12 protein-coding genes are annotated in these 14,920 nt (G+C 39.4%); 7 read left to right on the plus strand and 5 right to left on the minus strand.

Features of this window, described 5'->3' with window-relative positions; translation table 11 throughout:
- Nucleotides 1–105 precede the first annotated feature (105 nt).
- Nucleotides 106–1,266 carry an A/G-specific adenine glycosylase gene (gene mutY, locus ODU34_RS03420; protein WP_169051023.1) on the plus strand — a complete coding sequence of 387 codons (1,161 nt, stop codon included), beginning with the start codon at nt 106–108 and terminating at the stop codon, nt 1,264–1,266.
- Between the two features lie 663 nt (nt 1,267–1,929).
- On the opposite strand, the gene ODU34_RS03425 is transcribed toward mutY, so the two are convergent.
- A complete protein-coding gene (locus tag ODU34_RS03425; RefSeq protein WP_105178530.1) occupies nt 1,930–2,730 on the minus strand; it encodes an XRE family transcriptional regulator in 801 nt (266 codons plus the stop codon).
- A gap of 130 nt (nt 2,731–2,860) precedes the next feature.
- Between ODU34_RS03425 and ODU34_RS03430 the strand changes: the two genes are divergently transcribed.
- Together ODU34_RS03430 and ODU34_RS03435 are read left to right on the plus strand one after the other, a co-directional pair.
- Complete coding sequence (locus ODU34_RS03430) at nt 2,861–3,331, plus strand: hypothetical protein (protein ID WP_024407219.1); 471 nt, start codon at nt 2,861–2,863, stop codon at nt 3,329–3,331.
- Between the two features lie 19 nt (nt 3,332–3,350).
- The gene (locus ODU34_RS03435; protein WP_024407218.1) at nt 3,351–3,893 is read left to right on the plus strand and encodes a hypothetical protein; all 543 of its coding nucleotides are present in this window, start codon (nt 3,351–3,353) and stop codon (nt 3,891–3,893) included.
- Nucleotides 3,894–4,067: 174 nt separating this feature from the next.
- Here ODU34_RS03435 and ODU34_RS03440 read toward each other — a convergent pair whose 3' ends face one another.
- Complete coding sequence (locus ODU34_RS03440) at nt 4,068–4,208, minus strand: hypothetical protein (protein ID WP_014635984.1); 141 nt, start codon at nt 4,206–4,208, stop codon at nt 4,068–4,070.
- A 358-nt stretch (nt 4,209–4,566) separates the two neighbouring features.
- On the opposite strand from ODU34_RS03440, the gene ODU34_RS03445 reads away from it, so the two are divergent.
- Nucleotides 4,567–5,847 (plus strand): O-acetylhomoserine aminocarboxypropyltransferase/cysteine synthase family protein, encoded by a 1,281-nt coding sequence (locus tag ODU34_RS03445; protein WP_105178532.1) that lies wholly within the window; start codon nt 4,567–4,569, stop codon nt 5,845–5,847.
- A 77-nt stretch (nt 5,848–5,924) separates the two neighbouring features.
- On the opposite strand, the gene ODU34_RS03450 is transcribed toward ODU34_RS03445, so the two are convergent.
- A complete protein-coding gene (locus ODU34_RS03450) occupies nt 5,925–7,457 on the minus strand; it encodes an ATP-binding cassette domain-containing protein (protein ID WP_105178533.1) in 1,533 nt (510 codons plus the stop codon).
- Between the two features lie 298 nt (nt 7,458–7,755).
- Here ODU34_RS03450 and ODU34_RS03455 point away from each other — a divergent pair, with 298 nt between their 5' ends.
- On the plus strand, nt 7,756–8,247 hold the full coding sequence (locus tag ODU34_RS03455; protein WP_105139005.1) for a GNAT family N-acetyltransferase: 492 nt from the start codon (nt 7,756–7,758) through the stop codon (nt 8,245–8,247).
- 60 nt (nt 8,248–8,307) lie between these two features.
- On the opposite strand, the gene ODU34_RS03460 is transcribed toward ODU34_RS03455, so the two are convergent.
- Entirely contained in the window at nt 8,308–9,048 is a 741-nt protein-coding gene (locus ODU34_RS03460) for an amino acid ABC transporter ATP-binding protein (protein WP_002940438.1), read from the minus strand.
- The gene (locus ODU34_RS03465) at nt 9,048–11,246 is read right to left on the minus strand and encodes an ABC transporter substrate-binding protein/permease (protein ID WP_105178534.1); all 2,199 of its coding nucleotides are present in this window, start codon (nt 11,244–11,246) and stop codon (nt 9,048–9,050) included. Before ODU34_RS03465 ends, ODU34_RS03460 begins: the two co-directional genes overlap by 1 nt.
- Nucleotides 11,247–11,443: 197 nt before the next feature.
- On the opposite strand from ODU34_RS03465, the gene uvrB reads away from it, so the two are divergent.
- Entirely contained in the window at nt 11,444–13,429 is a 1,986-nt protein-coding gene (gene uvrB / locus ODU34_RS03470) for an excinuclease ABC subunit UvrB (RefSeq protein ID WP_105178535.1), read from the plus strand.
- A gap of 21 nt (nt 13,430–13,450) precedes the next feature.
- A complete protein-coding gene (locus ODU34_RS03475) occupies nt 13,451–14,914 on the plus strand; it encodes a PIN-like domain-containing protein (RefSeq protein WP_105178536.1) in 1,464 nt (487 codons plus the stop codon).
- Nucleotides 14,915–14,920: the final 6 nt, after the last annotated feature.

Here is a 14,920-nt window from a genome sequence, read left to right on the forward strand (position 1 = left end):
CCTCCAAAGGTTCCCCAAACCTTTGGAGCTAGTTTGATTTTGATTATAAACGATATAAGGGAGTTGGCAAAAGCTGACTCCCTTTCTTTGTGTTATACTAGATGTATGTTAGATTTGAAAGAATATGGAATCGAAATGTGGCCGGAGGAAAAGATTCAATCTTTTCGCAAGGCACTCTTAGATTGGTATGATGCTAATAAACGTGATTTGTCTTGGAGAAGGACAAGGGACCCATACGCTATATGGGTTTCTGAAATCATGCTTCAACAGACAAGAGTAGACACGGTCATTCCTTATTATGAACGTTTTCTCCATCACTTGCCTACGATTAGTGATTTAGCACAAGCACCAGAGGAGGTCATTCTCAAACTCTGGGAGGGATTGGGCTATTATTCGCGCGTGCGGAATATGCAAAAGGCGGCTCAGCAAATGGTAGAAGATTTTGATGGGCAATTTCCGACCACGCATGCAGCCATTTCAAGCCTAAAGGGCATTGGTCCCTATACTGCTGGAGCAATTTCCAGTATTGCTTTTAATTTGCCAGAACCAGCGGTAGATGGTAATGTGATGCGGGTTCTCAGCCGCTTGTTTGAGGTTGATTATGATATTGGTTTGCCTGCCAATCGCAAGATTTTCCAAGCGATGATGGAGCTATTGATTGATCCAGATCGACCGGGCGATTTCAACCAAGCCCTGATGGATCTGGGGTCGGATATTGAATCGCCAGTTAATCCACGTCCCCAGGACAGCCCAGTCAAAGCCTTTAGCGCAGCCTACTTAAACGGTACAATGGATAAGTATCCAATCAAAGCACCAAAGAAAAAGCCGATTCCCGTGGCCTACCAGGGATTTCTCATCAGAAATAAAGACAATCAATTTTTATTGGAAAAAAATAATGAAGCAGGTCTTCTATCAGGTTTCTGGTCTTTTCCGCTTTTGGAAAAAGGAGCAATCGTTGACAAACAAGTCTCTCTCTTTGAAGTTGCAGAAGAAGTTGTTCAGCCAGATATTCGGCAGAGCTTTACGGAACTTTATGGTCTGACTGTTGATTGGCAAGAGCAAGAATTTGGCATCGTCCAGCACATTTTTAGTCACCGCAAATGGCAGATAGAAATGGTAGAAGGTGTGGCAGAAACACTTAACCTTCCAGAATCAAAAGAATTGAAATGGGTTTCTGTAGAAGATTTTCCTACCTACCCATTTGCTAAGCCGCAACAAAAAATGTGGGAAAACTTTATCAAGGAAAAAGAAAAGCAAAAAAATTGACTTTGGAGCACATAATTATTTGAAAGCGTTTTATAATAGTGGTATAATCTAATTGAAAAAAGGAAATAGTTAGTTAAGATGTTGAACGCCATCTGAATTGCTGAAAGGAGTTCTTTAGCGTTCGTAGAAGTGTATATACTATTAGTCATCTTTCTCTAATAAAAAGAGAGGGATGCTAGTAGGGGGAAGAGTCCGTTATCCCTGTTTTATATCTATTTGTGATATCCATTGTCAAATGCATAGCATTAACTCATTATTTAGCCTTGCTACCCGGTTCAATCAGAAGTAGGCTAAGATTATTCGTGTCGTAACTACTATGTGTTCAAGATGTTGTAACTTTTGAACATAACCTTAGAAAATCACAAAAACCTCTAGCGATTTTCATCATAATAAGCAATCTCCACACTTTAGACAAATAGTAAGAGGACAATCAAAGACATAAGGGTAGCAGAATAATTATTTAATCATTAACTTGTTGTCAAATAACTATCTGGTAATGGACTTTTCCAATTTGACATATAAAAGGGAGGCTGTCATAGCCTCCCTTTACTGTGCTTTTCAGTCTGTTTTTAGTAGGAAACAACACCAGCTATACGAACAGACTTTCCAAAACTAGATAGAGGAATGTAGCCAATATAACTTGTGATTAACTAGGCTTAGAAATCAATCTGGACTATAAATATCTACAACTTGACCAATAGGTCGAATATCGTCTTCTGGGTTAAAATAGATGTCATCATAGTCAGAATTGAGTGATTGCAAATAGTCACCTTTGAACTTTTTAACAAAATTTTCGCCATTGACTGAAAAAATTCCAATCGTATTTAGAGGAATATGAGGAGTTAGGCGAATGAAGAGATAGTCTCCATCCTTGATATGCGGAGCCATAGAATCTCCCACAACCTGAGCGATTGTATCATAAGATTGGCTATTCGGAATCTCATCGTTATAGAACGATACAAGATTGTTCATATCTGTATCCTGCCAGTAACCTGTACCGGCAGAAACCTTACCAGGAACAGGTAATTCGATTCGCTCCCGATAGTCATCCAAGTGAAGAATAGAAGCAGAAGGAGTAACTGAGGCAGTTTGCATAGCTGCTAACTGTTCTTGACCAAAAGTTAACCATCGTGCATGGAAATCACCTTTTAATTCATTGTCCAAGGTTTGAATCTCTGGATGAATAGGCTGTTGAAAGAGTTTAAATTGGGAAGGAGTAATCGTTAAAGCTATATCCTGATTGGAATCTAGTTGCCCGATTAGTTCACTAACCGATATAGCCATGCCCTTAGCGACTTTTTCTAGCGTATCCATCGTTGGCAGGAGAGCTTTTTTGGTTTTGGGATGCTGGTTCTTTTCCAACATAGAAATATAGCCTTTTGTTAAACCAGATAATTCAGCGAATTTATCCATTGATAATTTATTCTTGCTTCGGTATTCTTTTAAAATATCACCTAAAATCATGGTTGTCTCCTTATCTGTTTAACCAATTATACCATTAAAAAATATTTTTTGCAAATTTTGTTTAACATGTTTGACAAAAAATCAAAACGGTGTTATGATAATCTCACAAAAAGAAAAATAGGAGTCGCAAATGAAAAGGATGACAGAGATTTCTTGGAATGATATTTATAAAGAGTGGGAAACCTATGCTAATCATTTTGGTTTGACGACTCCGATAAATGCTGAAAAATTGCGAAATCAGAAATCGAAGGATTTTGGAAAAGGAAGTCTGATTACGCTGGACTTATTAGCCGATTACGATGCTGATTCTGAGAAGACCGCAGCTATTTGGGTAGCTTCATTTTGTAGAGATTTAATACAAGATTACGCATATTTACTAAATGGTAGAGCCTATCTTACAGTCAATCAGATTTATTTTCAGGCACTCAAACAATTCCAGTCAGAAGCAGTAATATGGTCAAAACCTCTCACACGATTGCAACCGAAGTTATTTGTATCTTATCGTTTGTTGGAAAATCTTGATTTAAGTCATTATTCTTGTGTCGTTGAGTTAGCAATGTTGCAGGCTAGTATGGTTCGGACACAGATATTAGAAAAGTAATTATAACAGGAGAATGAAGATGTTTAATTTGTTGAATAAGAAAGCTGAAGTATCGAAAGTTGCAGAGTATTGGAATGATACTTTGATAGAAAGAGGAATTTTGAGCGCTGATGAATTGCTTGAAGGAAAATGCTGGAGATGTAAAAGTTCTCATGGTGTAGCTGTGTGTCAGATTGTATCAAGTAAATGGAGCAAGGATACGAGCCTGGCTAATCAGATGGTCCTCTGTCTATCCTGTCAGCATGAAAAACCTAATGTAGCTGATACAGAAATTGTGTGGCAATGGTTAGAAGTTGAGAATAATGAACGTTACTGGACTCTACAAGGTATGGCAGAATATGAGAAAATGTATAAAAAATCAGTACTTCAAGAGTTATGGGATATGGGAATTAGAGATGGTGAAGAAGTCGAGACGCTTGTAAATAAAGTAACTAGCCTTTCTCGTAAGAATGATATTGTTTTAAATAGAGCAACCTTAGCAGGATTATTTCGCTGTGAAATTGAACAAATGCGTCGAAAGGCCTTTCTAGATTGGACAGGAATTTTTAAGCTAGTCAGTTAACCGATACAGTTGTAGAAAAACATCTCATGCTGATTGGAGTAACAGATAAATAAAAAAACGCATCAGCTTAGAATCTTAAAGGAAGAAGTCTAATGATGCGTTTATAGGATTATATTTCAGCTATTAAAAATTGGAGTGAATACTTTTGAATTATAGCTGTTAAAATTAGGGAAGTTATTCGATGTTAGAAATAAAACGATTCTCCTTTCTAGAAAATCGGTAACCGCAATGTTGACAACGATAATAAGTCCGATCAGCTTCATAGAGCATTGCAAACATAGCTCCCTCTATGCCATTGATTGCATGACCAATCATACCGGCTTTACGAGAATATCTTTTTTGTGTTGGAACGTAAGTTTGCAGTTTTATTGATTTACATTTTGGACAATTGAGCGCTTGTTTAGTGTCTATATTATTAGGATGGCGTCTGCGATAGATGCTGTAAGAGATTATTAGCACTATGAGGATAATCGGACCGATATATTCTATTAAGGTATTCATAATCTTATTGTAAATCTTGTCCTTATTTTATTCAAGGAAAATGAATATTATTTTTCTAGAATAACTGATCCTATGGCTATAGTTGTTAACTATACATATCTCTAATATTTAAGTATTAGTCAAGATGGTAAAAATGAGGTAGAATACAGAAAAAGACCAAAGGAGTACCTTTATGACTAGAGAATTTTCATTTGAAACCCTTCAACTCCATGCTGGACAAGAAGTTGATTCTACTTCAAAATCACGTGCTGTACCCATCTATCAAACTACTTCCTATGTTTTTGAAGACGCTCAAGAAGCAGAAGATTTATTTGCCTTGCGTAAATCAGGGAATATCTATACTCGTATCACTAATCCGACGGTCTCTACTTTTGAAAATCGTGTGGCAGCTTTAGAAGGTGGCATTGGTGCCTTGGCCACTTCTTCAGGAATGGCAGCTATCACATACACTATTCTAGCATTGGCACATGCTGGCGATCACATTGTGGCGGCAACGACACTCTATGGTGGGACTTTTAACCTATTCAAAGAAACTCTTCCTCGCTATGGTATTACAACAAGCTTTGTAGATATTGATGACTTTGAAGCAGTAGAAGCTGCCATTCAAGATAATACAAAACTTGTATTTATTGAAACCTTGGGAAATCCTGTTATCAATATTCCTGATCTTGAAAAATTGGCAGAAATTGCACACACCCACCACATCCCGCTTGTTTCAGATAATACCTTCGCAACTCCATATTTGATTAATGTATTTTCTCATGGTGTTGATATTGTAGTCCATTCAGCAACCAAGTTTATCGGTGGGCATGGTACGACCATTGGCGGTGTGATTGTCGATAGCGGCAAGTTTGATTGGGCGGCATCTGGTAAGTTTCCGCAATTTGTTGAAGAAGATCCAAGCTATCATAACATTAGTTATACTCGTGATATTGGTGCAGCTGCATTTATTGTGGCAGTTCGTGTACAATTACTTCGTGATACAGGTGCTGCCCTTTCTCCATTCAACGCCTTCTTGCTTTTGCAAGGGTTAGAAACCTTGTCTCTCCGTGTAGAGCGTCATGTATCTAATGCTGAAAAAATTGTTGACTTTTTACTTAGTCATCCTCAGGTAGAGTCGGTCAATTATCCATCACTTCCAGATAGTCCTTATAAGCCTTTGGCGGATAAATACCTGCCTAAGGGAGTTGGCTCTATTTTCTCTTTCCAAGTAAAAGGTGGAGCAGAAGAAGCGCGTAAGGTTATTGATAGTTTGGAAATCTTTTCCAATTTAGCAAACGTCGCGGATGCCAAATCACTAGTAGTTCATCCAGCTACAACCACGCATGCTCAGTTAGCTCCAGAAGATTTACTTGCTGCTGGTGTCACACCAAATCAAATCCGCCTATCTGTTGGTCTTGAAAATATCAATGATTTGATTGAGGACTTACAGCTTGCTCTTGATAAATTATAGGTTGTGAATCGAATAGCATGACTTCATTCTTTATTAATAAATAAAAGGAAATTTGGCGTGTGTGCCATTTTCCTTTTTTATATCTGTTCCAGTTCTTCCAGTCCATTCTCAGTTAGTCGGTAGATTCTTTGACAAACTTCTTTCAAAAAACGTCTGTCGTGTGATACACATACCAAGCCACCTGGATAATCGGCAAATAGTTGACGAATATATGGCTGAGAAGTAGGAGAGAAGTTTCGACTGGGTTCATCTAATAAGAGAAAATTGGCTTGATCAAGAACCATTTTTAACAAGAGTAACTTGGCTTTTTGTCCCCCCGAAAGTTCACAGATCTTGTGATGAACTTCTTGTCGTGTAAACTGCAGACTGGCTAGATGTGTTAAGATAAGTTGTTCCTGCTCACAATTGCCATTTTCTAATAAAATATCAAGTGGAGTTTTAGACTCATCAAGGACTTCTGAATAGTGCTGGGGCATGTAGCCCAAGTTTATGTCCGCTCGTTGCCTGAGTTCTTGATAGATTAACTTTAGAAAACTGGATTTACCAATTCCATTTTGTCCAATGATGCCAACTTTCTCTTGTCCATTTAAATTGAAATGGATATTTTGAACTAATTGTCGCCCTTCAATGTTCAATTGGAAGTTTTCTAAGTGAAGCACTTGTTTTCTAGCTGGTAGTGGTGAAATGTCTGAGAAGAAGAGGGTAATGGCATCCTCATGAAAAGGAACTTGTGTGAGATTTTCCTTCATTCTTTCATAGCGTTTTTCACGTGATAAGACATTCTTCATTTTCTTGGCTATGAGCCGTCCTAGTGTGGCATCGTGGGTGTTGAGCAAGGTATGACGAACCTGTGATTTTTGACGTAGGTGCTTGTTCATAGCTTTGTCAAATTCTTTTTTGTCGTTCCGAGCTTGTTGGACTTGCTTCTGATAGGCTTGTTGGCGTCTCAATGCGTAATCTTGGTAGTCAAGATCTTCAACCTTGGTCTGAGCAAGTGTTTTCTTTTTTACTGATTCTAGGTGAATGATTTTTGTAGCTGTTCTGCTAAGAAAGTCTTCATCGTGGGAAACAAATAGAATGGTTTTAGGACTAGTAATGATATAGTTTTCAAGCCAAAGTAAGGTATCTAAATCCAAGTCATTGGACGGCTCATCCAGAAAAATAATATCAGATGGAGTTGCTAAAGATTTGATTAACTGAATTTTTAATTTTTCGCCACCTGACAGGCTTCCAATCAATTGTTGACTGGCAAATCGCTCACTGTCAAACTGGAGCTGGTCAGCATAGAGGTAGAGTAGGCCGTAATCAATGTCACTGTCCATATCTCCAAAGAAGTAGTCGTTCAAGGTTAGCTCTGCCATTTCCAGTGAAAGACTTTGGGGAATGTAGACTGGCGAGTGAAAATATCGGTGAATATTGCCTGATAGGAGTAGGTAATCTGTGACAAGAGCTGAATCCATCAAGGTGAGTAATAGACTGGATTTTCCATTTCCTTCTTCGCCGATGATTGCTATTTTATCGCCAGGGTTAACAATGAGGGTTAGGTCATGAACCAGATTTCTCAAATCTTTTTGATGGTCGAGGGTTAGGTGTTGAGTGGTTAGTAGCATAAGGCCTCCTTTACAAGAAAAAACACACTACCTATTTAGTAGTGTGTCGGAATCTGCTCAAAAAGACCCTATTCAAGGAATAGAGGGAACAGAAAAATGGGCGCAAGAAAACTACTAAATAAGTATAGAACTTAAATTGAGTTTACTTGTTATTGTCCATTTCTCCTTACCTCGCATACTTTATTTGTTTTAATATAGCATATCGATAGAAGCTTGTCAATCGCGTGCTATAATATTCATAGATTTTGATAGAGATATATGTTAAAATGAACTTATTGTAAATGAGAGAGGATCCGAAATGGCAATCACTGGAATTGAGCAAGCAGATATTTTAGAAATAGACAAACAAGTCCGTTTACGTCGGTATGATGGTCAGCATGATTTTGCTTTTGAATGGCACCAAGATCTAGAATTAGTATGGCTGATTGATGGAAATAAGGAATCTTATACTTTGGATCGGCTCGATCGTATGTATGATTATTTGTCTAAAAATGGCGAATGTTACTTTATTGAAATTTTTGAAGACGATCAGTTTATCCCAATTGGTGATGTGACGCTGTTTGCAGATGATTTTGCCATTGCCATTGGAGATAAGCGGTATTGGAACAAAGGAATTGGAACCAAGGTATTGCAGCGAATGGTAGAACGTGCAAGGGAGCTTGGCTTTGTGGAAATACTTGTCGAAGAAATTTACGATTGGAATCTTGGTTCACGAAAGCTGTTTGAGAAATGTGGTTTTGAAGTTGTAGAGAAGACTAAGAAAGGGTGTTCTTACAAAAAGATGTTATAGGTATTAATTGTGAGATGTTAAAAAGCCTCTGACACACTTGGTCAAAGGCTTTTTGTATTTTTACACGTTCAATACCTTATCTAGGAAGTCTTGTAAACGTGGATGTTGTGGGTTGTCGAAGATTTGTTCAGGTGTACCATCTTCAAGGAACTCACCGCCATCCGTGAAGATAACGCGGTTAGCAACCTTGCGGGCGAAGCCCATCTCGTGTGTGACGATCAACATGGTCATACCTTGCTCAGCCAAGTCTTTCATTACGTTAAGAACGTCTCCGACCATTTCAGGGTCAAGGGCGGAAGTTGGTTCGTCAAAGAGCATGATGTCTGGGTTCATAGCGAGGGCACGAGCGATGGCAACACGTTGCTTCTGACCACCTGAAAGGCTGTCTGGCATAGCGTCGCGTTTGTCTGCCAATCCAACTTTTTCCAATAATTCCATACCGACTTTTTCAGCTTCAGATTTGTCCATCAATTTGTGTTCGATTGGCGCAAATGTGATGTTATCAAGTACAGACATATGTGGAAAGAGGTTGAAGTGTTGGAATACCATTCCGACATTTGAACGGAAGGCGTCAACATCTGTCTTAGGATCGGTTAAGTCATATCCATCGACTGTTACTTGACCACTTGTAATGGTTTCAAGTAAGTTCATTGTCCGAAGGAAGGTCGATTTACCTGAACCAGAAGGGCCGATGATACAAACAACATCCCCTTCATAGAACTTAGCAGTAATACCTTTGAGGACCTCATTTTTTCCATAAGACTTGTGTAAGTCATGGACGTTGATTTTTAATTGAGCCATTATTTGCCTCCTTTTTCGAGTTTGCGTGCTAAGCGAGTCAAGAGTGTGATAACTACCAAGTAAATGATGGCAAGAATTGCATACATACGGAAGGATTGGTAGTTACGTGCAATAATGATTTTACCTGCTTGGAAGAGTTCGACCAAACCAATCGCAGAAATGATAGTAGTATCTTTCAGAGTAATAACAAACTGGTTGATAAAGTTAGGCAACATAATTTTACCAGCTTGAGGTAGGATAATCTTACGCATGGTTGTTCCGTAGGAAATACCCAAACTGCGAGATGCTTCCATCTGACCAGCTGGAACTGCCTGAATACCGCCACGAACAATCTCAGCAATATAGGCACCAGAGTTGAGGGATAGGGCAATCGTACCAGCGACAAAGTCATTGATTGGAGATTGTTGACCAGTAATCGACTCGATTAAGTTTGGAATACCCCAGAAGATGAATGCAGCGACAATCATGAGCGGAATACCACGAACAACATCTACAAAAACAGATGAAGTAACACGGAGTGCTTTAACTGGGCTGACTGCAAACATACCGAAGATAATACCGATGACAATTGCAATAGCAAATGATAGAAGGGCAAGTCCAATTGTGATACCAAGACCTGAGAGCAACTGACCGTAGTTGTTTTTCAAAAGACCAACAATCGTTGTCTCATCAACAGTTGAAGTTGTTGCGCTTGCTTCTTCAGTTGAGTTGAAATACTTATTAAGGATTTCATCATACTTGCCTGATTCAACCAGGGCAGCTAAACCGTTGTTAAACATTTCAATCAATTCTGGGTTGGCACCTTTTTTTACGGCAAATCCGTATTCACCTGATTTTTCGCCAGGGATTGGTGTTGCAAAGTTGCGACCTTGTTGGATGGCATATAGAAGAACGGCTTCGTCATCCATAAGAGCATCGATAGAACCAGAGTTTAAACTGTCATACATACTTGAAGCTTCGTCGAAGGCTTTTAGGGTGTAACCATATTTTGCCTTGTTTTCTTCTAAGAAGCTATATGAAGCAGTACCATTTTTAGCCCCGACAGTTTTCCCTTTTAAGTCTTCGTAAGAAGCGATGTCACTACCATTTTTAACAGCTAATAGGATGTTTGAAGTATAGTAGGCGTTTGAGAAGTCAAAGATTTCCTTACGAGCATCTGTGATAGACATACCTGCAATAACTGCATCAGCTTGTCCAGCTTGAACAGCATTTAGTGCAGCATCGAAACCAGGGTTTTGAATGGTAATAGTAAATCCTTGTTGTTCAGCGATTGCCTTGATTAATTCCATGTCAATACCGACATAGTTACCTGATTCATCTTGGTATTCAAATGGAGCAAAAGAAGAATCTGCCACAATTGTATAGCTTGATTTAACAGGTGTTGCTTTAGCTGATGCGTTTCCTGTTAAGCTTAAACGAGATGAGTAGTCGGCACTTTCGGTAGAAGTGGTAGAAGCTCCCAACCATTTGTTCATGATTGTTTCGTAGGTACCATCCTTTTTCATCTCAGCTAAAGCTTTGTTAAAGTCTTCAACAAGATATTCATATTGGCTACCTTTTTTGACAGAGAAACCGAATGAACCGATGGCTTCGCCGTCAATATCAATGCTTAGATCTTGACCTTGTTGAATAGCGTACTGAATAACCGCTTCGTCGTCCATTACAGCATCAACAGCACCAGCAGAAAGGCTATTATACATCAAATCGCCAGTATCAAAAGTTTTTACGTTGTATCCGTACTTGTCTTTGTTTTCTTCTAGGAAGTTTTGAGCTGCGGTACCGTTTTTGACACCGACAGTTTTGCCTTTAAGGTCCTTATATGAAGAGATGGTATTTGCCTTTGTGGTAGCGATAACGATTTTGGTGTCGAAGTAAGGGTCTGAGAAAGTAAATACTTTCTTACGTGCTTCGGTAATAGTTGTACCTGCCATTAGGGCGTCCGCAGATCCAGCCTGTACAGCGTTGACAGCTGCATCAAATCCTGGGAAGCTTTGATTCATGGTCCAACCTGAGCGCTTGGCTACTTCGTTGATGACGTCAACATCTAATCCTTTATAAATTTGATCTGAGTCTTTAAACTCGAATGGGGCGTAAGCATTGTCAAATACGACATCAATAGTATCGTCAGCTTTAACGCCAGTAAAAATAAAGAATACTGGCAGAATGCTTGCCAATAACATGAGTAGTTTTTTCTTCATTTCCATACTCCTTCTATTATAAAATAACTGTCCTAGTATATCATATTCTGAAAATTAATGCAAAATCGAGGTTTTTGCAATGTTAGATTTTCTTACATACAAAGTCATTAAAATGTGAGGAAATTTAATATTTTGGACATGGTCGTGAATGGTTTAGAATGTTTCTCCATTAGTCGAACTTATGATAAAATAGGAGTATGATCAATCGAAATACTGAAAACCAATTTAAACTTGTATCAAAATACTCACCGTCTGGTGACCAGCCCCAAGCCATTGAAACCTTGGTTGATAACATCGAGGGGGGCGAAAAAGCCCAGATTCTCATGGGAGCAACAGGTACTGGTAAGACCTACACCATGAGCCAGGTCATTGCCCGTGTCAATAAGCCTACTCTGGTCATCGCCCACAACAAGACTCTAGCTGGTCAGCTCTACAGCGAGTTCAAGGAATTCTTCCCAGAAAATGCGGTCGAATACTTCGTGTCTTACTATGATTACTACCAGCCAGAAGCCTATGTACCGTCTAGCGATACCTATATCGAAAAGGACAGTTCGGTCAATGATGAGATTGACAAACTCCGTCACTCAGCGACCTCAGCTCTTCTCGAACGGAATGATGTCATCGTCGTGGCCTCCGTTTCCTGTATCTACGGTTTGGGATCGCCCAAGGAATATTCAGATAGCGTGGTCAGCCTCCGCCCAGGTCAGGAGATTTCCCGTGACCAGTTGCTTAATTCTCTGGTAGATATCCAGTTTGAGCGGAACGACATCGACTTTCAACGGGGACGCTTCCGTGTTCGTGGAGATGTGGTGGAGATTTTCCCAGCTTCTCGTGATGAACACGCTTTCCGTGTGGAGTTTTTCGGGGATGAAATCGACCGCATTCGTGAGATTGAAAGCCTGACAGGTAAGGTCTTGGGCGATGTGGACCACTTGGCGATTTTCCCTGCCACCCACTTCGTGACCAACGTCGACCATATGGAAACGGCCATTGCCAAGATCCAGGCGGAACTGGAAGAGCAGCTCAAGGTCTTTGAAGCAGAAGGAAAACTCTTAGAAGCTCAGCGATTGAAACAACGAACCGACTACGACATCGAGATGCTGCGGGAAATGGGCTACACCAACGGAGTTGAGAACTATTCACGACATATGGACGGGCGAAGCGAGGGCGAGCCTCCATATACTCTGCTGGACTTTTTCCCTGAAGATTACCTGATTATGATTGACGAGAGCCACATGACCATGGGTCAGATTAAGGGGATGTACAATGGTGACCGCTCACGCAAGGAGATGTTGGTCAACTATGGCTTCCGACTCCCGAGTGCACTGGACAACCGTCCGCTGCGCAGGGAAGAATTTGAGAGCCATGTCCACCAGATTGTCTATGTATCTGCGACGCCGGGTGACTATGAAATGGAGCAGACCGATACCGTTGTCGAGCAGATCATTCGGCCGACAGGGCTTTTGGATCCAGAAGTGGAAGTCCGTCCAACCATGGGTCAAATGGATGACCTCTTGGGTGAAATCAATGCCCGTGTTGAGAAAGGTGAGCGGACCTTTATCACTACCCTGACTAAGAAAATGGCAGAGGACTTGACTGATTACCTGAAAGAAATGGGCGTTAAGGTCAAGTATATGCATTCAGATATCAAGACCTTGGAGCGTACGGAGATTATCCGTGATTTACGTTTGGGAGTCTTTGATGTCTTGATAGGGATTAACTTGCTTCGTGAGGGGATTGACGTGCCAGAAGTCAGTCTGGTGGCTATCTTGGATGCTGACAAGGAAGGCTTCCTACGTAATGAACGAGGGCTCATCCAGACAATCGGTCGGGCAGCTCGTAACTCTGAAGGACATGTGATTATGTATGCGGACAAGGTTACCGAGTCCATGCGGAAGGCTATGGAGGAAACCGCCCGCCGTCGTCAAATCCAGATAGCTTATAATGAAGAACATGGTATCATTCCACAAACTATCAAGAAGGAAATCCGTGACCTGATTAGCGTGACCAAGGCTGTCACTCAGGACAAGGAAGAAGTGGTGGACTTCAATGCCCTCAACAAAGACGAACGCAAGGCCATGATCAAGAAACTGGAAGGTCAAATGCAGGAAGCAGCAGAAGTGCTTGACTTTGAACTGGCAGCCCAGATTCGTGATATGGTCATCGAGTTGAAGAATATGTAGGAAGCTAGAAAGGAAATTAATATGAAATACTCAGAAGAATTTAAGGAATTTTACAGAGATAATTTTCCCCGCAGTGACATGGATCCGTTAAATACAATTATTGTACTTGACACAACTTCGCTTTTGAATATTTTTCGATTTACACCAGAGGTATCAAGCCTATTTTTCAAAGTTATAGAGCAAAATAAGGAACATCTTTATATTCCATATTTAGTCGCACTGGAGTTTCATTTTAACAAAAAGCAAATCCTAGAGGGAAATAATAAAAATGTTCAGTCAGCGATAAATATCATCGAAAAAAGATGGAAAAAATTAGGTGATGATTTTTCTAAAGATATTTTCAAAGAGTTTTCTTTTAGAAATGGGAAAGATGCCCCAAAAGAAATGGAAAAAAAGATTGCTAAATTAATTTGGGAAACGATAAATGCTGAAGATGAAAAGATAAAAAAAGAGGCAATTAACTTAATTGATGAAGTTAAGCGAAACCAGGAAAAATTGTATTATGACTTGATTAGTGTTATTGAAGAAAGAACAGGCGATAGATATTCACAAGATTTTATTGATGCTGTCCAAAATGAAGGAAAGGAACGGTATGTAAATAATATCCCTCCTGGATATGATGATCGTAATAAACAAGGTTATCGGAAATATAATAATGTGAAGTATGAGCTCAAGTACGGAGATTTAATCGTCTGGAAGGATTTGATTAAACATTCCAAAGAGAATAAGAATATTAAACACGTTATTTTGGTAACTTCAGATGGAAAATCAAAGAATAAGAATGATCTACTTTATAAAATAGACGAGCAGACTATCGGGCCAAGAATCGAACTTCTTCATGAGATGAGGGAAGAAGGAGAAGCAGAGTTTTATATAATAGATGAGTTAGAATTTGTAGAACATTTTTCAAAAGAAGAAGTATCGCCTCAGATTGTTCAAGCTATTACTAATGCATTATTAGATATGACTGAAGTGGTATCGCATTCCAAAACCAATGATGGTATTAAATCTATGGCTAGCTCACTTGCGAAAGTTACTTCTAGTTTAGGGAATAGTTTTTCATCTGCAAATAAAAAGCGAGAGGTTTCAGATGTTTTTGATTTAGAAAATCTTGTAATGGAGGATTTTAACATAAAGAAGGTCTTAGAAGACTATCTTATAAATACTTTGCCTAATATGTATTTCGAAGCAGAATATGGTGATATTGGATGGGGAGAATTTGAATTTCTATCAATCTTCGGTTCAAATATTGAAGATTACAATATAGGAGACAGTTTTTTTGAAATCGCTTGCACTGCTAATATGGCTACTCATGTTGAATTTAGTATAACTACTCATAACCCAGACTATGAGCCGGGTGAACCAGAATTCTTTTATGAGTCAAGGAGTTTGGAAGCAGAATTTGTAATTTCATTTTATTATGATTTAGATAAAGGTACTTTTGAAGATATCGAAATAATTGAGTTTATTTCCCATGAAAATTAATAATAT

Source organism: Streptococcus sp. 2018WUSS126 (assembly GCF_044427425.1).
Classification (GTDB): Bacteria; Bacillota; Bacilli; order Lactobacillales; family Streptococcaceae; genus Streptococcus; species Streptococcus hashimotonensis.

Excerpts from the sequence above, each read along its gene's own strand:
- ODU34_RS03465 (WP_105178534.1), bottom strand. The coding sequence starts at position 11,246 with ATGAAGAAAAAACTACTCATGTTATTGGCAAGCATTCTGCCAGTATTC.
- ODU34_RS03435 (WP_024407218.1), top strand. The coding sequence starts at position 3,351 with ATGTTTAATTTGTTGAATAAGAAAGCTGAAGTATCGAAAGTTGCAGAG.
- ODU34_RS03460 (WP_002940438.1), bottom strand. The coding sequence starts at position 9,048 with ATGGCTCAATTAAAAATCAACGTCCATGACTTACACAAGTCTTATGGA.
- ODU34_RS03430 (WP_024407219.1), top strand. The coding sequence starts at position 2,861 with ATGAAAAGGATGACAGAGATTTCTTGGAATGATATTTATAAAGAGTGG.
- ODU34_RS03445 (WP_105178532.1), top strand. The coding sequence starts at position 4,567 with ATGACTAGAGAATTTTCATTTGAAACCCTTCAACTCCATGCTGGACAA.
- mutY (WP_169051023.1), top strand. The coding sequence starts at position 106 with ATGTTAGATTTGAAAGAATATGGAATCGAAATGTGGCCGGAGGAAAAG.
- ODU34_RS03450 (WP_105178533.1), bottom strand. The coding sequence starts at position 7,457 with ATGCTACTAACCACTCAACACCTAACCCTCGACCATCAAAAAGATTTG.
- ODU34_RS03455 (WP_105139005.1), top strand. The coding sequence starts at position 7,756 with ATGGCAATCACTGGAATTGAGCAAGCAGATATTTTAGAAATAGACAAA.
- ODU34_RS03440 (WP_014635984.1), bottom strand. The coding sequence starts at position 4,208 with ATGATTGGTCATGCAATCAATGGCATAGAGGGAGCTATGTTTGCAATG.
- ODU34_RS03425 (WP_105178530.1), bottom strand. The coding sequence starts at position 2,730 with ATGATTTTAGGTGATATTTTAAAAGAATACCGAAGCAAGAATAAATTA.
- uvrB (WP_105178535.1), top strand. The coding sequence starts at position 11,444 with ATGATCAATCGAAATACTGAAAACCAATTTAAACTTGTATCAAAATAC.
- ODU34_RS03475 (WP_105178536.1), top strand. The coding sequence starts at position 13,451 with ATGAAATACTCAGAAGAATTTAAGGAATTTTACAGAGATAATTTTCCC.